The organism is Pseudoalteromonas aquimarina (assembly GCF_049257255.1).
Classification (GTDB): domain Bacteria; phylum Pseudomonadota; class Gammaproteobacteria; order Enterobacterales; family Alteromonadaceae; genus Pseudoalteromonas.
The window spans coordinates 57,416-78,118 of sequence record NZ_JBMMUG010000004.1; the positions used below are offsets into that span (position 1 = coordinate 57,416).

The following is a 20,703-nucleotide window of genomic DNA, read 5'->3' on the forward strand; positions in this document are numbered from 1 at the left end:
AATCGAAGCGTCATTTGTTGAAGTGTTTCTATTTGCTCGGTTAACCGAGTAATCAAAATTAAGGTGGGTGTCTTTGATAACTTTTAAGGTGGGTGTCTTTGATAACTTTTATCAATCATTGGGGTCAACAAACTAGTGAGCGATCCCTTTTACTTTGTATTTATCTAAGGTCTGTGTTTTGATATTCAACAAGGATAAAATCTAAGAAACAGCGCACTTTTTTGGCCAGATAGTTTCTATGTGGGTAAAGCGCTGTAAGTGTAAATTCATCAATATAATAATTGGGTAAAACACGTTGAAGCTTACCATCAGAAATTGCTTTTTTGGCAATAAATGAGGGAGTCAACGCGATACCTGCGCCAGCAATTGCCAATGCCGTCACAGCGCTTGGGCTATTTGCTGCCACCGCTTTTTTTACGGTAATAGTGTACTGCTGCCCATCTTCTGTTTTTATCGGCCAGTTTTGAGCAATTCTATAGTTACTATCAATGATGCAATCATGTGTTGATAAATCTAAGTAGTCTTTTGGAGTCCCTTTTTCAGCGAGATAACTAGGCGAAGCAACAAGCATCAATTCAAATCGGCCAATTTCCCTAGCTATTAAATTAGAATCACTGACATCCCCAATTCGTAAGCGCACATCAACTCCCTCTTCAATCATATCTACAGGTCGATTGCTTAAATGTAATTCTACTTCTAAGCGAGGGTATAAACGTAAAAATTTAGGCAACATTGGAGCCAACACAATTTCACCAAACGCAATAGGTGCGCTAATACGCAATTTACCTGAAGGTGAAGATTGTGATTCAGTCACTGTATCAACCAGTGCCTCATACTGTTCGATTAAATTTAAGGCATGCTGATAATAGGCCTTACCTGCATCCGTAATTGTTAACTTGCGGGTTGTGCGATTAAATAATCGAATATTTAACTGTTTTTCTACTTGCCCAACATACTTACTCACTAATGCTTTTGACATAGACAAACGTTCACTTGCCGCTGTAAATGAGCCCGTTTCAATCACCGCAATAACGGTTTTCATGCCTTCTAACGTGTCCATATTCTCTTATTGTCAATGTTTTGTTGACAGTGATTCTATATTGTCCCTGTTTATCAATAAAGCGATTATCTAGAAAATACACTCATTCGAAACATACGGCATTCGAAAGTAATAGATAACACCAACTTTGTTGGTATTGATTTGGCAAATAGATGAATTAAGGAAACTAAAATGAGTTTAAACCCGACAACTAAAAATGCACTTATCAAACAAGCTAGCTCGCTTTGCGCTGCAATAACACTTGCTTTTGGTATACAAGGTGAGGTGCTGGCAAAAACACAGCATAAGTACTTAGAAGTAGAGTCTCAACAAATCTTTTATCGCGAAGCTGGGAACACCTCTGCACCAACAATTGTGTTATTACATGGGTTTCCAACATCGTCTCACATGTACCGTAACCTCATCCCTGAACTTGCAAAAAACTATCATGTTATTGCGCCGGACTATCCTGGTTTTGGTAATAGCTCAATGCCATCACTTAAAGAGTTTGAGTACAGCTTTGAAAACTTAGCGCGTATTACGGATCAATTTTTACAAAAAAAAGGACTTGAGAAATACACACTTTATGTGATGGATTATGGTGCACCAATTGGTTTTCGCATTGCTTCAGCTCACCCTGAACGTGTCAGCGGTTTAGTGATTCAAAACGGAAATGCCTATGACGAAGGACTGCGCGAGTTCTGGCAACCAATAAAAGCTTACTGGAAAGATAAAACGCCTGAAAATGCACAAGTACTCCGAGATAACTTACTAACAATTGAAGCAACCGAGTGGCAATATACAAATGGCGCGCGTAATAAAGCCTTGATCAGCCCAGATAACTGGATTGTAGACCAAGCAAAGCTTGATAGACCGGGTAACAAAGATATCCAACTTGAATTATTCCACTCGTACAGTACCAACGTTCCTTTATACCCGCAGTGGCAAGCTTACTTTAGAGAACATCAGCCACCAACATTGCTTGTTTGGGGTAAAGGTGACTATATCTTCCCTGAAGAAGGTGCTCACCCTTATAAACGAGACCTAAAGAATCTTGAGTTTCATATTCTCGACACAGGACACTTTGCGCTCGAAGAAGATGGTGACTTCATTGCAAACAAGATTAAGGATTTCATGCAAGAAAATATCAACTAATACAGTTTTTAGTAATAAGAAAATTACAAAAGAAAAATTACAAAAATTACAAAGACACCCACTCTAATTTGAATTAGTTTGGGTGTTTTTATGTTTAGGGTAGGTAACTCTTTTTAAGGATGAGAGGCTCTATTTGTTAGGCGGTGTTAATTACTGCTGATTTTTTCAAGCATCAACCAGCAGGTTTTCAATTTTCACTCACGACCATTTTTTCATTCTGTAGATACGCTAAATGTTTGGTAAATGTCGCTATCATTGGATTCTGATGATGGTTTATTGATAAGTAATAGATCGCCACGCAGTGAAAAATGACCTAGCTGGCTATTTAATTGGAATACTCGCTTGAGAGAATCGATATTATAAATATTAAGGCTACTCTGATGCCAATCAAAAAACGCAACGCGTTTGCCATTTTTTTTAACAGCAAATTGCCTACCATAAAAAGCGCTCTGGGGTTGATTAGGTAGGGTCAAAGGGGTTTTATTTTGGCCAATATACCAGTTTCCAGCTTGATCTACCCAAAGCCAATTATGCTCAAATTTATCGTATTGAACACTCTGCCATTTTGGATCAAGGCGCTCCATTGAATTGTCAGTTAAGTTAAATTCAACCACTTGCCAGTTTGCGCCAATTTTCATACTAAAAGCGACTTTATTGGCTGATTTAAAGGTCACGCCGCGAAACTCTTTTTCAGGCAACGCCAGTGTCTGTGTTACCCCTGTTGCTATATCAATAATATGAATGGCGTTTAATGTAAGCCCTGCAACTTTACTTGCTCCAGGTGACCAAGTTAAATCAATATAATGGCGACCATCACTGTACTGGGTGATTTTCTTCTTTTTACGGGTTTCTCGGTTATATAGCCACAGTTCTTCATTGCCTGAGGTTAAATTGATGTATGCGATTTGCTGGGAGTTGGGTGATAACACAGCCAGTCGTTCATCAAAGGTATCGTTTAAAATCGATAACGCTTTATTGTCAGCAATATTATATTCATCAACATTTAAGTCATATTTAAATGCGGTAAACACATAATCTACCCCATTACTATGTCGCTCTGGTCGACTTAATTGTTGTGGGCCCGTAAACAGCACTGTTTTGTTGCTTCCATTAAGATCAAATTGAACAATTTCACGGGCAGGGTGTTCACCCATCATAACAACATGTTCACCATCATGAGACCAAATTCCACAACAAATATAAGCGTTTAACTCAAACAGTAATGTTAATTGCTGTGTGTCTAAATCAAGTTGATAAAAGCCTTCCCATTGCTGTTCATTCGGTGAAGAAATTAGAATCTTGTTGTCAGTTGGGTGAAGATCAAACTGACTATTGCCACCTAAATGCAAATCGGGTTGTGGTAGCCACTGTGTTTTACCTGTATCTAGGTGCAGTGAATAGAGCGAGTAAGGCTTGCCCATACCTGGAGATTCAGAAAAAATAAGCACATTATCATCATGGGTAAATTTAATTTGACCAAAGCTCCCTGCTTTACAGGTATAAATTAGTTTAGGCTCAGACATCGTTAGGCCATTAAAATCGCGCATAAAGTATTGGCAAGATCCTTGTGTAGCAACTAAATAAACCAGCTTAGTACCCGTATTATTCCATACGCCAGGGCCTACGCCACTTTGTTCCCCATGGTTTACTTCAACTTGTTCACCTGAAAAAATGTTTTTTACATAGAGTTTGAAGCGCTCGCCAGCATGGTTCATGTACGCGAGCCTAATGCCATCAGGGGCAAAGCTAGGAAAGTATTCACTGCCTTTATCTGATGTAACTGCTTTGGCTGACACAATGCTATTTGGAGCGCTACGATCGTGTAACAACCATACAAATACAAACAAGATAAAGAACAAAGGTAATAGCAGTATGTATTTAAGACTCAAGGGCTTTGTTGGTGCAGTATCGTCTTTGATGAATGGTTTTACTTCTTCAACAATGAGTGTCGCAGTTGCGACAAATCGATAGCCTCGTTTTGGTACTGTGGTTATATATTCAGGATTTCGCGCATCATCTTGCAATGCTTTTCTAAGTTTTGTGATGAGCTTACTTACGGTGTTATCACTGACATAACGGCCATGCCATACATCATCAAGTAATTGCTCTTTACTAATCACTTGGTTTTGATTCTGACAAAAATAGGCCAAAAGTTCACACATCTTCGGTTCAAGTCGAACCTGATTGTGCTCAGTGATTAAGGTTTGTTGTTGTTCATTAAACTCAAAACCCTTAATTTGCCAGCGCATATTAATCCATTCGTTCTATCATGCAGCACTTTAAAATCAGGGCTGTCATAAAAAGTCACATCTTTTCACCACGCTGTCAGGACTTAAAAATAGGCGTTCAGTAGAGTGCTTCACGATTTAGTAGAATTATTAAAATGGAAGCACAAATGAAAAAAATAAGTTTAACGTCAGTAGTGAGCTATTTAGCAATCATCTTACTAAACTTTTTGCAAAATACCTATGCTGAGGATAGTAGCCAATATCCTGTCCCTGCGCTTATTGTCGCAACCGAATTGAGTGCAGCAGAAAATGCACAAGCGATTTTAGCATCAACAGATTTCAAAAAAGAGCTAACGTTATTTGCAAAAAAATTAACGCCAGCACAAATAGACCAACAACCCATGTTTAATAAAATTGCATTACTTTCATTGCGAGGGGATTTTGAAGCCATAGAGACTCACATTGAAAAGCAAAATAATACGTTAGAGTTTTCTCATTACCAGCTATTTCACCAAATAAATCAGGTGTTAAACGATAAAGGTAAGTTGCATGATTCCTTTACAGAAACAAGCCGTGAGTTTATTGGTCAGAAATTTGAAAAACTGGATGATGAAGCGTTTGTGCAATTGTCCTTAGCGTTAGGCTGGTCGGTGTCTAACGCCTATGACTATGTACTAAATATTTATAAGCAGGCACAAAAAGAACAAAGTTTATCGCACGATGAGATGATAAATATTGCGGTTAATACGCATTTATATCATGTGCTTAAAGTAATTATTCCCATTACAAATGAAATTGTAAAACGTGAACAGGCAAGCCGCTTTAACATCCAACCAGATGTGTTAGTTAAATTAAAAAGTGGTATCGAGTTATCCATCACCCTTGTTCGCAGTCGCGGGCTAAAAAAACCGAATAGCACAGCGTTACAGTTTACAATTTATGCAGATGAAACTGCACACATTAAATCTGCCATGCATGCTGCAGCCCATGGGTATATTGGCATTGTGGCTAATTCGCGTGGTAAGCGTTCGAGCAAAGATGCGATTGTACCTTGGGAACATGAAGGGGAAGATGCATCGAAGTTAATTGACTGGATCACCGAACAGGTGTGGAGTAATGGCAAAGTTGTAATGTACGGTGGCAGTTATAATGGCTTTACCCAATGGGCAACCGCAAAGCATATGCCAAAAGGACTAAAGGCGATAGCACCTTATGTGGCGGCCAATTTAATTACAGGTCTACCGTATGAAAACAATATTGCTTTAACAGGTAATTTCGAATGGCCCTTATTTGTGACAAACAACAAAACAGTAGACAACAGTGTTTATAATGACTGGCAGCGAACGAATAATATCGTAAATACGCTTTATAAAACTGGTCGAGCAATTTTTGATATTGATAAAATTGCAGAAAAACCAAGTCCATGGCTACAAAAGTGGTTAGCTCACCCTGAAGACGGGCCATACTATCAACGTATGGTGCCTCATAAAGACGATTATAAACGCATTAATATACCTGTACTCAGTATTACAGGGTATTTTGAAGGCGGTCAGATCTCAGCGTTAAACTACTTGCATCAGCATTATAAATATAACCCAAGTGCTAATCATGCTCTTTTAATTGGGCCATACAATCATTGGTCAGCACAGAATAAACCACGTTCTCACCACAGTAATTATAAGTTAGATCCTGTCGCCCTTGAAAAAGATACAGATGAGCTGGTATTTGAATGGTTTGATCATGTGTTATATGGCAAGCCTAAACCAAAGCTCGTGCAAAATAAAGTGAACTACCAAGTCATGGGGGCAAACGAATGGCGATTTGCGGACTCATTGCAAGCGCTAAACCAACAAGCTGCGACTTTTTATATTCAAGCATCACCGAATGACGCTGAGAATTATTTGTTAGCAAAAGCGCCTTCTTTGCAGACTAATCAATATATTGAGCAGATTGTTGATATGACGGATAGAAGCGAACAACGCAACCTAGCGCCATGGCCAGTAATTCAAGACAGCATTGATAAACAAGGTGGTATTCAAGTTGAAACACCTATATTTACAGAAGATATGGAGCTAACAGGTGCAATATCTGGCTTTTTTGATATATCAGTAAATAAAAAGGATGTGGATATTGGCTTTAATTACTATGAAGTGACTGCTGAAGGTGAGGTTTTCCATTTAAATAACTATCGCAGCAGAGCAAGTTATGCAGATGATATGGGCGAAAGACGTTTGCTTATGCCCAATAAAAAACGTCGCGTTCCTATTGTTAATGCACGATTTACCTCCAAACTTATAAAAAAGGGCAGCAAAATCGTGCTTGTTTTAAACGTCAATAAAAACACCGACGCACAAGTTAATTTAGGTACGGGCAAACCGGTTAATCATGAGAGTATTGCTGATGCAGGCGAACCTATGAATTTGAAATGGTATTTATCATCAGAGATTAATCTACCACTTAAGCCATGGGGAAGCGTGTTGTAATTGCTAACTGAATCAATAGCAATGGCTATTCAATCAGGTTTTATATAGATTCCAAACAAATTTGAATTCATATTTTAAAGGTTAGCGATACTTCAGCTAACCTTTTTTGCTTTCTTTGAGTATGATTTGCATTGTTATTCGCTAAATATTTATTCATTAGATAGTAACAGTTGATATTTATTCAATAACTTTGTGGAAAGTTTGGTTGGGTCAACCTGCTCAAGGTGTATTTTTAACTTTGAGTGATAGTTTTGCTCGCTATAGTACATAGCCAAGCGGTAGTGGCATAAATTCTTGATGGTAGGGTGGCCAATTGTTTTTTCTGCGGCTAATACATCTAAAAAAATTTGTTCCGCCTCATGGTGCATCTCAAGCATTTGGTGGCTGCGAGCTACGTTGTAATGAGTCATTAATGCATAGTGTTTATTTAAAGACAATTGCGCGTTTTCAAACGCGAGCTTGAAGTACGAAAAAGCATCTTTATACAATTTCTGTAGTGCGTGCATATTGCCAAGATTGGTATAAATCGTTTTTTTAAGTTCACTATTGGGGTGATCTCTAAATTTCTCCTCCAAAGGTAAAAGCAGTTCGATACCTGTTTGGTAATCTTTCAAATAAATATGAAAATTTGCATACTCAATCAGTGAATATGGATCGAGCGTATCCAAATTTAGCGCTTTCATTAAGGTAAATGTTTTTGACTTATATAGATCAAAGTCTTGCACGTTATTTCTAAACATCGCATTTTTGGCGCTTAGAATGTAAACCTTAAGCTGCAAAAAAGTCGGTAGGGCTGAAATTGAATTTAGCTCATTGAGAACTTTGGAGAGTGCTTGGGCTTGCTCAAGATCAAATAAGGCTTGAATTTGAAGAAATTTGAAGCGGTACCATTCAGATGTTTTTGGCTCGACACCCGTATGTAAACGCTCTTCAACTAGTTTTAAACACTGTTTAGGGTTAATTTGGCATGTGTCTTCTATCTTAGCGGGAGTCGTCCAACCTTTTGGGCAATAGAAAAAAGCGATAAATAGTACGACAAAAAATTTCATTAACACAGTGCAACACAAAAGAATTCAAACTTCATGCTAATGACTTTAGAACTGATTTGTCAATTTAGGAAGAGCATCTTTAATTGTTAAGCAAGGCATTCAGCCTAGCTTTTATTAACTTGGGTATGTCTATGTTTAAGGTAGATAAAAGCTAATAACAAATCATCTACTTAAACCAATTGATTACTCACCAAATCCTATTTTGATGCTTATTTAGAATCTAATCATCTGGATTTTAAGAGCTTTTTTTATTACCCTGTTCCGCGTTTAGAAACTTTTCCAGGCTATTGGCTGCTTAAATGATAATTGTCATAAAACATGGAAAGTAATAAGAGAAATTATTTTATGAAAACGTTGTTATGGCTTACTTTGGGCCTTATTTTTTCACTAAATTGTTTTGCTTCTAACCCTGAAGATATAACTACTTGGGGGCACATGGAAGGTAAAGTAAAAAGCGCAAATATCAAAGATTACGCCTTTCATGTAGCCAATGGAGAAGCGCATTTGGCTTATCAAGGCGAAGCTGGGCTAAAAAGTTTTGGTGCCGCAGGTACCGACTTTGACGCTGCGCCATTTGTTGGAAAAAAGCTGAAATTTTCCGCTGAAATCAAATCGCAAAATTCTGAATATTCTTCAATTTGGCTTAGGGTGAATGATTCGGAAAAAGTGATTGCGTTTGATAATGCTACCGAACGCAGCCTTATTGGCACAAAAGACTGGACACCTTTTCAAGTTATACTGCCAGTGCCCCCTGGTGCAGAGCATATTTATGCCGGTTTAATACAAGGCGCAAAAGGGTCTATGTCGGCGCGCAATATTTCGTTTTCGGTAACAAATGAAAAAAGCACGGCAAATTACATTTACAAAAGTGATTACAGCCTAAATCTAGACAAGTGGAGAATGGGCTTTTCTGATGTTGGGAAATTTAAAGCTTGGTCAAAAAATGGGGTAGCGACAATTAAACGTAAAAGTAATAGCTACAACGATGAGTCATTTGCTACCTGGTATGAATATTTTGAACCAAGCCAATTTATTGGTAAAAGAGTTCAATTTAGCGCTGAAATAAAAACCGAAAATGTATCTGAAGGTTACGCAGGGATTTGGATGCGGGTAGATGGCAAGCTGAAAAATCTGCAATACGATAATATGAATGATAGAGGGGTGAAAGGTACTACAGGCTGGCAAACTTACACAGTGGTATTGGATATCAAGGATGAACAGTCTAAGCATATTGCATTTGGTGGTTTACTCTCGGGGAACGGACAAGTTTGGATACGTAACGTATCATTTTCACCTGTTGGAAAAAACATTGCATCGACCAACATTTATCAAGGTGAGCAAGAACTTAATACTTATAACTCACATTTTAGTCAGTTTGATATTGCCTTATTATTTGGCAGGTTTTTATATAATACGGCCAATAACTAGCCCCTAATTGAAGTGAGATTAAAAAGGTTAGCAATACTATTAGCTAACCTTTTTCATTTATTAATTTGACGCCCTCACGTAATAGTAATCCGCAAGTCCCTTTATAAATGGGCTTGCTCTTTTAAAGCAATAATAAATATTCTTGCTAGCTCGTAAGTCACTTTATTAAAGTCGCCAAAATTTTTAGTTTTAATATTAGCGTTAATGGCCACCGACATATTGTATTTAGGTATTACCATTAAAAAGCTTTGGGCACCGGCACTCACTCCGCCGTGGTGCATATATATAAGCTTTTCAAAACCTTCACCCAAATCTAATTCGTGCACACGCCATCCAATACCATAACCTTGCCAGTTTTGTTCACCATTATTAAGCTTTTGCACTGTCCAAAATTCATTGCGTACTTGCTCACTGACAAAGTCATTATTGATAAAAGCTTGGCCTAATTTGACTAAGTCTTGTGAGGTAGATACCCAGCCGCCACCTGCTAAGCGATGACTTAAATCTACATGTATCCATGGTTTATATAATGTTGGCGCATTATGATCACGCCAGTAAAACTGAGCCAAGTTTGGTATCTCACGATTTGGCGCTTCAAAAGTGGTACTGGTCATATCGAGTTTATCGAAGACATTTTCTTGCATATAGCACGGGTAACAGCGCTTGGCTGCACCTTGCATAACGGCGCTGAGTAGAACAGTACCTAGGCTTGAGTACTCAAATTTTTCACCAGGGGCGAACAATAACTCGCTTTCATCAAACAATGTAAGCGCTTGGTTTACATCTGTGTAGTGCTCATCTGCAGTAAGGGTATCGAGCATACCAAAAATCTCTGTGTTTTCGCCGTAATGAGGAATGCCCGCCATATGTGACGCTAACTGTCGCGTTGTTATATTTTCCCATGCTGGGTTAGGTAGAGGGTTAATATAAGTACCAATAGGAGCATCTAGGTCGAGTTTACCTGTGGCTACTAGCAGAGCTAGGCCCGTTGCAGTAATGGCTTTTGAAGTACTTCCGACACGCAGCTGAGTTTGCGGCGTCATGGCAATTCTTTTTTCTAAATTGGCCCATCCAACGCTACCAGCCCATACTATTTCGCCATTTATGGCCACAGCGGCTGTATAACCCGGCGCCGCAATCGCTTTTTTTTGTGCTTGCAAAGCGGCAATGGCTTTAACCCCTGATTGTTTAAAATTAGGGTGAAATAGCAAGCTTTGTTGTGGTTGTTCTTCGGGCTGGCTTAGGCTGGCTTTCACCAACATAGGAGCCATATCTTTATACATAAAGGCCTGGTAAATAGGCCAGATAAGATAGCCTAAAATAACTAATAGAAGGGTAATGATAAGGAGTATTTTGTTTTTCATATTTGCTTCCAACTTAATTTAATGGAAGCTATTTAACTGAAATATATAATTATTTTCTTATCAAAAATAAAAAACGCTGATCAATTTTAAAATTGGCCACGATATTGTGTTGGCGTTATGCCCATTTGTGATTTAAAGGCGCGGTTAAATGGCGCAATTGAACCATAACCGGCTTCAAGGGCAAGGGTCAGCACAGGAATGTGCTGTTTGCTTGGATCCTTTAACTGCTCACAAATATAAGGGACACGGTAGCTATTTAAATAGTGAGAAAAGTTACTAAAGCCTAGCTCTTGGTTAATGACTTGTCTTAGTTGATGGGCTGGTATAGCAAGTTGTGACGCCAGTTCTCCAATGGTGAGGTTGGCTTGTAAATATGCACCGTTTTTCATTAATGCATTAAGCTGAATGAGAGCTTGGCTGGCTTTATCGGTTGTGCGTTCAGGTTGAGGTATAACAGGTTTAAAGTCTTGTAACTTTTTAATAAAGTAAGAGCTAACAAAAACAAAGCTTATCATGCTATTTAATAAGCTAAACTGCCAAGAATTTCTTACATCACGTAGCCCAAATTCAAACAAGGTAATCGCACACATATAGGCAACACATATGGCTAGCAATAATAATCTATTGTTACGGCGTTGATTATCGAGGTCATCAAAATATTCGTTTAAACACAAATAAATAACATAAATGAATATAGCTAATCCAAGAGCATGGTTGGCATGGTGCATAATGCCATGACCGTCAAGTACTAAAAAGAAATAAATCAGCCAAAATAAGTAAGTACTTACAATGGTTAGTTTGACTTTATTCATTCTAGCCAAGCGGAACTTAGGGTTTAATAAACTCACCGTAAGCCATAATAATGAAAAGCAGGTGACATCTGTAAGTAGCAAAAGTACTTGTCTAAGGCCGCCATAGTGCGCATTTTCTATTGGGGTGGTAAGCAATATATAACCCATAATACACAGCAAAAAACTCGCTAGCGGCCCACTAGTGTTATTTTTATTTACTTGTGCGCCACGCCAACTCAGCACGATAAGCGTCATTATTATTCCAGCAGCTGCAAAGCGAAAAAATAAGTCAATAACTTGAATACTAGAAAGGGAGATCATAGAGCCAATGTGCTAACAAATAAGTAATAACCTAGAGATTATAAAAACAGAAGGTTTGAGCTGTAAACTATGTTTAGCATTTGGTTACTTAATAAGTGCTTAAAAATATTTTACTAACAAAGACATCAAAGCAAAATCATCGAATCAATGGGGAAAAATCTTGATATGAGTAGATTTCACCTCATTAATTCTGAAAAATTGGCTTATTCTAGACCTTGCAAAACCACCTTTCGTAACTCTTTTACTAGTTTTGCAATATCCAATGAGGTGTCGTTGCAAAATACAATCGATGAATACTGTTTTTCAGGAATGCGCTCATAATTGGTGATTGTGCCTAGCCAGCCGCCGCTATGGTGAATGATTTTTACACCATCTTTTTCAGTAATAAATTGGCCATTGGCATAGAGTTTACCCTCGGCTGTAATATCTGGGTTATTCGGACGCATAAACTGGCTAAGTAATTGCTCTGGCTTTTTACCCAAAGTTGGCTGGTAGAAGTAGGCATCCCATTTTGCCATATCTTCAATGGTGGTATGTAAACCGCCATCGCCAACCCAAAATAAGTTGGTCATACTTGTGTAGTAGTTGCCTTCTTTATTTTTGCTGTAACCATCAGCACGATTTTTAACGATTTCAGTCGGTTCATCACTGAAAAAGGTATTGTTCATGCCTAATGGTTTAAATATGCGCTTTTCGCTATATTCGCGAAGGCTTTCTCCTGAGACGCGTTCAACGAGCATCGACAATAAGAAATAAGCATAGTTGCTGTAGTTAAAGCGTTCGTTAGGCTGATTTCTGAGAGGCACTGTTTTTACGTAATCGTAAAATTCTTGAATCGTTAAATAGTCTTCATTACCTAAACGAAAGTCGCCTGCCATGGTGGATTTAAGTTTTAATGTATCTTTGTCGAGCTCAGTGTTTACAAAGTCATAATCACCCATGCCTGAATAATGGCCTAACATGGCATTGATAGAGACTGGCACTTTGTAGTCTCTTAATTCTGGTAAGTAGGTGCGAATATCTTCGTTTAAGTCAATTTTGCCCTCATCCGCAAGATGCAGCACAGCAAAACCCGTAAACTGCTTTGACACCGAAGCGATACGGTGAACATGTGTGCCATCGAGTGGCACATTGAGTTCCATATTTGCTAAGCCATAACCTGCTTGATGAATAAGCTTGCCATTTTTTATAACACCGACACTACAGCCTGGGCTTTGCGTTTTTATCTCGGCAAATACACTGTCAATTTGTGCTTTACTAGGTGTTGCAGCTTGTACTAAAGCACTTGTTACTAATCCTGATAACAATAACGCAGTACGTGTTTTATATTTCATAATTTCCCTGAATGTTTTGAAGTTTAGTAAAGTCTAATGTACCTATTATTTTCAATTGGGCAATCGATACTTTGTAACAAGGCATTGATTTAAATGTTAAAAATCACATTGGCACTTGCCATTTCAGAAATTTAGAGTTTTTGTTTGGAGATACACTGTGCTTTAAAAACTCACTAACTGGTTTTGATAATTAAAAGTGAAATATTTTATGTAGTAAAAGATGCTGTTAACGATTATTCAAAAAAAGTAACGCATACATACTTTTTGGCTAATGTATAAATTTCGAAATTTGTTATTCCCTCTATTCAGTTTAAAAATTGTATGCAATATTGGGTAGTACAAGCAAAACATCAACATGAGGAAATTATGAGAAAGTGCGCTTTTCTATCTATGGATTGTTTAGATGAGTTTGAAGTTTACGATGAGTTGGTTGAACCCTATTTAAATGAGCTTGGATTTTCGGTGGATACTGTTTCTTGGCGTAATACAAGTGTAGATTGGAATCAGTATGAAATGGTGGTTATACGCACCCCTTGGGATTACCAAGATGCACCAGAGGCCTTTTTATCTGTACTAGAGCAAATAGAAACCAGTCAGGCACAGCTGCAAAATACGCTGGATATTGTACGTTGGAATATCGACAAAATTTATCTTCAGGAATTAGCCAAGTTAGGTGTGAGGTTAATTCCCACCAAGTGGCAAAATAGGCTCGGCGATACATATATAACAAAAGCACAGATAGGCTCATTTTTCAGCGCATTTGATACCCAAGAAATTATTATTAAACCACGCATAAGTGCCAATGCGGATAACACCTTTTGGTTGAATGCAGAGCAAGACGTTGACCTTGCTAGTTTAAATGACGCATTTAAAGAACGCGATTTTATGGTTCAGCCATTTGTGCCAGAAGTTGTAGAGAATGGTGAGTACTCACTGTTTTATTTTAATGGTGAATATAGCCATGCCATACTCAAAACCCCCAAACAAAATGACTTTAGGGTACAAGAAGAGCATGGTGGTAGATTAACTACAGTAACGCCAGATGCGTCGCTACTTGAAGCTGCAAACATATGCATGCTGGCCATTCAAAGTGTGCACACTATGCCGCTCTATGCACGCCTCGATTTAGTTAAATTTAATGGGGAGTTTTGCCTGATGGAAGCAGAGCTAATAGAGCCCTCTTTATATTTTAATATGGATGCACAATCGCCAAAGCGTTTCGCAAATGCTATTAAAGCCAGATTAACGTAAGCTCGCATTCATCAGGTTTGGTTTTGCATTGTGTGTTCTTAATATTGTTTTATTAATAAAGAATAAGGTTAGCTGTATTTCAGCTAACCTTTTTTATTTATTTGGGTTTATGGATAAAGAGGCTGTTTAGTTTCGAATTTACATTACCAAATTAAAAAGCACCCAATGATATTCTTGATTTGATGGCATAGAAATTAGAAATGTGTGTTTTTGTGGTAATTCAACTTCCCGAGAACCATTCAAATCAAAAGCGAGCAGGAACAAAATGCTCAAATAAATTAGCTCTAATTCCTCGACTACTTTAAAAAGGTTTTCCCTATTAAATATGTTAGTTAACGACCCATAAGAGATTGACGCAAAGTCTTTGGGAAAAATTGTGCGGCTTTATACATAGCAATTGGAATAAAAACCCCTACCGCTAATCCACAAATGAATAAAGTCAATTTATCATCTACACCTATCTTCATTAATAGTGTTCTAACTGAAGCGTTTGCCATTGGGTGCCAAAGATAAATAGCAAAGGTATATATACCTATCCATTGAATCGAATTTATTTTAGGGGTAAATCTATAAGTAACTAAAATAAAACAAAGTGAAACCACTGACCAAAATAGCGAGCTCACCTCGGGTATATCGGTTGCGTTAAAAAATAATACAAGCTTAAGTAAGCAACCAACAAGTGTGACTGCAATTGCCATCCTGATAATTAGGCGACTAAGACAGAGACCGGTGTGCTGGTAAAGCAACATGCCCAAGATAAAATGTGGGGCGAGCTTTGCAGCATTGTATAGTTGAAAAGTGTGTACGCCTGATAAATAAAACGAAGCAATATAAAAAAGAGCCGCCAAGCCCAGATAATTAAACAGACTTGGTTTTAAAAATACATGAATTGTCCCTATTACAATTGTTATTACAAATAGCGCATACAAGTACCATAAATGCATGTATCCATAGAGTAATGTTGGTAATAACTCGCCTGTTTCTCTACCAATATAACTTCGCAGTTGAAAATAAATGATTGAGACAACTAATGCTGGCAAAACCAAGGTTAATACTTTATTTTTTACTATCTTAGAAAAGTCAGTAGCACTAGGTGACATTGCAACAAATAACATGCCTGCAAGCGCTGTGAATAGCGGCATTCGGAGCAATTCAAGCAAGTCGAATCCCGAGCGGTATGGAGAATCATAGGCAAACTTTAGCCCGTGGTCTGGAGTATTACCAAAAACATGAAATGCAACAACTAAAATACAGACTATTGCTCTTAAAGTATCAATATTCTCTAACCTATTGAATAGATTGCTTTTACATTTATTTTGATTTTGGTCTGATATTGAGTGCGCTTTTTCTAATTCATTGATACTTAATGTGTGCCAATTTTCGGGCAATTTCCCAAGAATATTTTCAAGTTCCATCATAACTTGAATATAAGTTAATGAATCCCCCCCTAAATCTATAAAAGAATGGCTTTTATCCTTTGCATCCTTACCAAACATGCTAATGTAAATTTCATGAATTGTTTTATCGCTTTGTTCTAAGTGATTTGAAGTTATATTTTTAATTAAATATGGATAATCTATTTTCCCTGTTGGAAGTGTAGGGAATTCATTAGCATATTCTACAAGCAGATTACTTGTTGGCAGTTTTAATCGCTTTGAAAGAAATTGGGTAATTTCCTCTTCGCAGTCTTTATCTAAAGTTAATACAACTAGTTTTTCATCAATACCAGTAGCAATACATGAATATCCTGCTTCATGTAATAATTCTTCTACCTGATCAAGGCTGATTCGATTACCAAAAATTTTAATAAATCGGCTTTTTCTACCTGTTATAACAAATAGGCCATTATCAAGCTTTTTGGCAATATCACCTGTGCTAAGCCGATCTGTTTGATTCTTTATAGTTAAATCGGATTGATTGAAGGCATAACCCATCATTACATTTGGGCCTTGATAGATTAGCTCTCCATCCGCACCATCTGGTAGTTCATTCCCTAATTCGTCAATAACCCATAATTTACCTCCTGGTATTGCAGTTCCAATTGAATCAGGAAACTGGGCAGTATGTTCAGGTGGCAAGTATGCAATACGAGGGGATGCTTCAGTTTGACCATACATGACAAAAAATTCAGCATCACGGGATTGAGCAAAACGGGAAAGCTGTTCTACTTTGTCTTTTGCAAGCTTTCCACCTGCTTGGGTAAAGTATCTAATTGTTGCCGGTATTTTTGTCTCGAATTCGATTTTACAAAGTAATTCGTAATTATGGGGTACACCTGAAAAACTAGTGGCTTGCTCTTTAGAACATAAATCCCAAAAAGCATCTTCAATCATTGAGAATTTATTGAAAAGTATTGTCGCACCAACATATAAATGGCTGTTTATAATGGAAAGCCCAAATGAATAGTTTGTAGGAAGGCTTACAGTGCCAATATCATCTTGTGTAATTTTAAGATATTCTGCAATTGCTGACGAATTCGCATTTAAATTATTATTAGATAATTTTACGCATTTTGGGCTGCCAGTTGACCCAGATGTAGAAAGCATTAGGCATAAATCATCATGTAATGCGACTGGATGATCATGGCAATGCTGAATATCAATTTTAGAGGCAGTTTTTATTATGAAATTGGGCTTAAACTCCTGATTAAAGAAATCTAATGTCGCAGGCTGTTTTTTAGGTAGCAGAATAGGAACGTGCCCGCCTATTAGTGTACTCACATAAGCAACTAACCAATCAATTGATATATTACACTCTAAAAGAACTAATTGTCGTTTAACTCCTAGTTTTTTGCTCACCTGCTGTGCACGAGATAAAAGCTCTGAGTAAGTTATTCTGCTTTTACTATCTATAGCAACAACTTTATCAGCTGGTATATTGTTAAGGTAAGCTTCTAACCTGCTGAACATTTTTTGCCCATTGTTTTATATAGTTTTCAAATGAAATTACGGAATTGATTTTGATGAAATTATAGCTCTAGGTTATAAAAAAACATAAGAAAAATTACAATGCAGGCTTCAGTTAAAAAAATCTTAAAAATAATTCACCCCCAAATTTATAGTCGTCCGTTTATAGCGTTAAACCATCTATAAAAGAGACAGATTATGAAAACAAAGCAAACTTTAATCGCGTTAACAATCGGCACGCTATTTATTTCTGGTTGTTCGAATCAAGAGTCGGAAACAACAATTGCAAAGCAGCCTGAAAATGAAAAACAAGCCCAAACTGCTTTAGAAAATAAAGAGGTTGCGGAGGTTGAAAAAATTGTCGTAACAGGTAGCCGATTAGCTGATGTGCAAACTGATGGGGGAGTTGTGGGGTACATGAAGGCCAGTCAGCCACAAGTATTAATGGCAGCACCTGCAAGGAGAAAGCGCATAGCACCACCACCTGAATATTTTACGCAGCCTCAAAACCAAGATAACTACCTGCCGAGTGATAGTAATGGGGTATTTCAAGCTGCGACCACACCGCTTTCTACGTTTTCGGTTGATGTTGATACCGGAAGTTATGCAAATGTGCGTAGCCATTTAAGCATGGGGCAAAAGCCACCAAAAGATGCCATCCGCGAAGAAGCCTTTATTAATTATTTTGACTACAACTACCGCGTACCAGAAGATAAGTCACAGCCGTTTGCTACTTATACGGAATTAGCACCAGCACCTTGGAGCGATGAGCGCCATATTTTGCGTATTGGTTTGCAAGGTTATGATTTACCTGTGAGTGAACGCAAGCCTTCTAATTTGGTGTTTTTAGTGGATGTATCGGGTTCGATGCATGATAAAAACAAGCTGCCTTTACTGGTACAAAGCTTAACCATGATGGTGAAACAGTTATCGGCAAGAGATACGGTGAGTTTGGTTACCTATGCAGGCAATACTGAGTTAGTACTTAGCCCTACTAAAGGCAATGAAAAGCAAACCATTATCGATGCGCTGCAAAAACTGCAAGCAGGCGGCGGTACACATGGTGAAAGTGGGATAAAAATGGCTTATCAAGCCGCGACAAAAGCCTTTATTAAAGGCGGAGTGAACCGCATAATTTTAGCCACTGATGGTGACTTTAATGTTGGCACAACCAATATTGATGCACTCAAAGACATGATTGCTGACAAGCGCAAACAAGGCATTTCGTTAACAACGCTTGGCTTTGGTCGCGGTAACTACAACGATGCCATGATGGAACAATTAGCAAATATTGGTGATGGCAATCACGCCTATATTGATACCCTGCACGAGGCGCAAAAAGTACTTTTAAGGCAGATGAGTGGCACACTGCAAAGTATTGCTAATGATGTCAAAATCCAGCTCGAATTTAACCCTGCACATGTTAAAGAGTACCGCTTGATTGGCTATCAAAACCGCTTACTGAAAGACGAAGACTTTAATAACGATAATGTCGATGCAGGCGAAATTGGCGCAGGTCATACCGTGACTGCACTATATGAATTAACGCTCGCTGGCAATAAAGGGCAAGTTGATGCGCTGCGTTATCAACAAAAACAAGTGGTAAGCTCAAGCGATGAACTATTACAGGTAAAAATTCGCTATAAATTACCGGGTGAGACGGAGAGTAAATTAATTAGCCAAGTAGTTAATAAACAACGGGTGTTAAATAATTTCGATAGCGCCAGTTTAGATTTTAAATTTGCGACCTCAGTCGCGGCATTTGCGCAAAAGTTAAAGCAAAGTCAGTACTTAGGCAGTATGAATTACCACGACATCGCCACAATTGCGCGAGCAAATAGGGGAGATGATCCATTTAACTATCGCGGTGAATTTGTTAACTTGGTTGAACTTGCCAGTGCTTTATAACTGAATCACGATAGCCTATATGACTCAAAACATTGAACCACACATGGATACGGACGAGGCACTTATGCTTGATTATGGAAAAGGTAATCAAGCAGCCTTTCGTGTCCTTTATGCCCGACACAAAGGGTCTTTGTATCGTTATGTGTGTCGCCAATTAGGCACAAAGTATAACTCTAAAGCACAAGAATTATTTCAAGAAGTGTGGCTGCGGGTAATCGATAATCGTACCCGTTATAAAGTCGAGGCTAAATTTAGCACTTGGCTTTATCGCATCGCTCATAACTTGTTGGTTGATGAACAGCGAAAGTTAACAGCACGAGGTGAGCACCTGTCTTTGGTGAATGATGAACAAGGTGAAGGCGAAAACATTACTCTTGCCTCCAACCAAACGCATCAGGAAAACACTTTGCATAATGATTATTTGCAAAAGGCTATTAAGCATTGTGTTGAGCTACTTGTACCACAGCAACGCGAAGCGTTTTTACTGCGTCACGAAGCAGGGTTTGAGCCCGCACAAGTTTGCGACATTGTTGAAGCAAAACCCGAAACCGTTAAAACCAGGTTACGCTACGCTATGTCGCAACTTCGCGAATGTTTAGAGCGTAAAGCGGGTGCAACTGAATTAGGAGGCGAAAAGCAGGTATGAGTAAGCAATTTGACGATGACGAGATCATTAAGCTTTATCAACAAGGTAATGATGAGCTGCCGCCAAAAGCCCTCGATGACGCCATTTTAGCCCATGCGTCTGATGCAATTTGCAAAGAGCAGCCCGTTATCATAAAGCCAAACCGCTGGTGGCAATATTCAGGTATCGCAGCAGCAATGGTTGCTATCGCCGTGTTTGCACCTTGGCAGTATTATCAAGAACCAGATTTTGAATCAGAATTAAAGTCAGTAGAATCAATTAATAAGCCTGCGTTACCGCAAACCAAGCAAGCAGCCAAACGTGAACCGCAAGTTGAAATGATGGAACTATTAGCAGATGACGTGCAGTTAGAAAAAATAGAAGTAACGGGCTCAAGAATTGAACGCGCAGCCCCAGATCAAAAAGCGCCATCCGTTCCGGCGCCACCTCTTGAGATACAGAATGGAAAAGGCGTTGAACCACGTTCAGAGTTCAAAGTTGTATTAGCCAAACTTGAAGGGAATGATAAAAATGGCGCAGAACAAGCGCTAATTGAATTACTGAAAGCAAAACCAAAACTTCACGATAAGATCCCAGAACCTCTGGAGGGTTTATACAAAGCACTACTTAAAAACGGCAAGCTGACTAAACCAGACTAGAAAGCGTTGTTGGATTCGTTGATTTTTGGTGTGCTCCATTCAAAGGTTAATCTAGTTGTACAGATATAAATGGCTATAACCTTATTGTGTACACAAATTAATTGAAGAATAGAAAAAAGATAAACCACATCTATTTGTAGGTGAAAAAGGTTCTATGCCGTT

14 protein-coding genes are annotated in these 20,703 nt (G+C 38.3%); 7 read left to right on the plus strand and 7 right to left on the minus strand.

The annotated features are described in order from the left end of the window. Positions 1 to 160: 160 nt before the first annotated feature. On the minus strand, positions 161 to 1,060 hold the full coding sequence (locus tag AAEU29_RS11040; protein ID WP_421973385.1) for a LysR family transcriptional regulator: 900 nt from the start codon (positions 1,058 to 1,060) through the stop codon (positions 161 to 163). 171 nt (positions 1,061 to 1,231) lie between these two features. On the opposite strand from AAEU29_RS11040, the gene AAEU29_RS11045 reads away from it, so the two are divergent. After that, positions 1,232 to 2,194 (plus strand): alpha/beta fold hydrolase, encoded by a 963-nt coding sequence (locus AAEU29_RS11045; RefSeq protein WP_421973386.1) that lies wholly within the window; start codon positions 1,232 to 1,234, stop codon positions 2,192 to 2,194. A gap of 212 nt (positions 2,195 to 2,406) precedes the next feature. On the opposite strand, the gene AAEU29_RS11050 is transcribed toward AAEU29_RS11045, so the two are convergent. Further along, positions 2,407 to 4,443 (minus strand): winged helix-turn-helix domain-containing protein, encoded by a 2,037-nt coding sequence (locus AAEU29_RS11050; protein ID WP_421973387.1) that lies wholly within the window; start codon positions 4,441 to 4,443, stop codon positions 2,407 to 2,409. Between the two features lie 146 nt (positions 4,444 to 4,589). Between AAEU29_RS11050 and AAEU29_RS11055 the strand changes: the two genes are divergently transcribed. Next, positions 4,590 to 6,905: a CocE/NonD family hydrolase gene (locus AAEU29_RS11055; protein ID WP_421973388.1), complete on the plus strand. Its 2,316-nt coding sequence runs from the start codon at positions 4,590 to 4,592 to the stop codon at positions 6,903 to 6,905. A gap of 149 nt (positions 6,906 to 7,054) precedes the next feature. Here the strand turns inward: AAEU29_RS11055 and AAEU29_RS11060 are convergent, their stop codons facing one another. Next, on the minus strand, positions 7,055 to 7,954 hold the full coding sequence (locus tag AAEU29_RS11060; protein ID WP_421973389.1) for a tetratricopeptide repeat protein: 900 nt from the start codon (positions 7,952 to 7,954) through the stop codon (positions 7,055 to 7,057). Positions 7,955 to 8,299: 345 nt separating this feature from the next. Here AAEU29_RS11060 and AAEU29_RS11065 point away from each other — a divergent pair, with 345 nt between their 5' ends. Further along, positions 8,300 to 9,382 (plus strand): hypothetical protein, encoded by a 1,083-nt coding sequence (locus AAEU29_RS11065; RefSeq protein ID WP_421973390.1) that lies wholly within the window; start codon positions 8,300 to 8,302, stop codon positions 9,380 to 9,382. A 101-nt stretch (positions 9,383 to 9,483) separates the two neighbouring features. Here AAEU29_RS11065 and AAEU29_RS11070 read toward each other — a convergent pair whose 3' ends face one another. The 3 genes from AAEU29_RS11070 to AAEU29_RS11080 form a co-directional block, all read right to left on the minus strand. Further along, positions 9,484 to 10,746, minus strand: coding sequence for a serine hydrolase domain-containing protein (locus AAEU29_RS11070; RefSeq protein WP_421973391.1), 1,263 nt, complete (start codon positions 10,744 to 10,746; stop codon positions 9,484 to 9,486). An 86-nt stretch (positions 10,747 to 10,832) separates the two neighbouring features. After that, positions 10,833 to 11,792, minus strand: coding sequence for a helix-turn-helix domain-containing protein (locus tag AAEU29_RS11075; protein WP_421973392.1), 960 nt, complete (start codon positions 11,790 to 11,792; stop codon positions 10,833 to 10,835). Positions 11,793 to 12,061: 269 nt separating this feature from the next. Next, entirely contained in the window at positions 12,062 to 13,192 is a 1,131-nt protein-coding gene (locus AAEU29_RS11080; RefSeq protein WP_421973393.1) for a serine hydrolase domain-containing protein, read from the minus strand. Positions 13,193 to 13,513: 321 nt separating this feature from the next. Between AAEU29_RS11080 and AAEU29_RS11085 the strand changes: the two genes are divergently transcribed. Then, a complete protein-coding gene (locus AAEU29_RS11085) occupies positions 13,514 to 14,443 on the plus strand; it encodes an ATP-grasp domain-containing protein (protein ID WP_421973394.1) in 930 nt (309 codons plus the stop codon). A 332-nt stretch (positions 14,444 to 14,775) separates the two neighbouring features. Here AAEU29_RS11085 and AAEU29_RS11090 read toward each other — a convergent pair whose 3' ends face one another. Next, positions 14,776 to 17,352 (minus strand): AMP-binding protein, encoded by a 2,577-nt coding sequence (locus AAEU29_RS11090; RefSeq protein WP_421973395.1) that lies wholly within the window; start codon positions 17,350 to 17,352, stop codon positions 14,776 to 14,778. Between the two features lie 195 nt (positions 17,353 to 17,547). Here AAEU29_RS11090 and AAEU29_RS11095 point away from each other — a divergent pair, with 195 nt between their 5' ends. The 3 genes from AAEU29_RS11095 to AAEU29_RS11105 are packed head-to-tail and all read left to right on the plus strand — an operon-like array spanning position 17,548 to position 20,541. Further along, positions 17,548 to 19,257 (plus strand): vWA domain-containing protein, encoded by a 1,710-nt coding sequence (locus AAEU29_RS11095; RefSeq protein WP_421973396.1) that lies wholly within the window; start codon positions 17,548 to 17,550, stop codon positions 19,255 to 19,257. A gap of 19 nt (positions 19,258 to 19,276) precedes the next feature. Then, on the plus strand, positions 19,277 to 19,903 hold the full coding sequence (locus AAEU29_RS11100) for a sigma-70 family RNA polymerase sigma factor (RefSeq protein WP_421973397.1): 627 nt from the start codon (positions 19,277 to 19,279) through the stop codon (positions 19,901 to 19,903). Then, positions 19,900 to 20,541 carry a hypothetical protein gene (locus AAEU29_RS11105; protein WP_421973398.1) on the plus strand — a complete coding sequence of 214 codons (642 nt, stop codon included), beginning with the start codon at positions 19,900 to 19,902 and terminating at the stop codon, positions 20,539 to 20,541. The genes AAEU29_RS11100 and AAEU29_RS11105 overlap by 4 nt, the downstream gene beginning before the upstream one ends. The last annotated feature ends 162 nt before the right edge of the window (positions 20,542 to 20,703 follow it).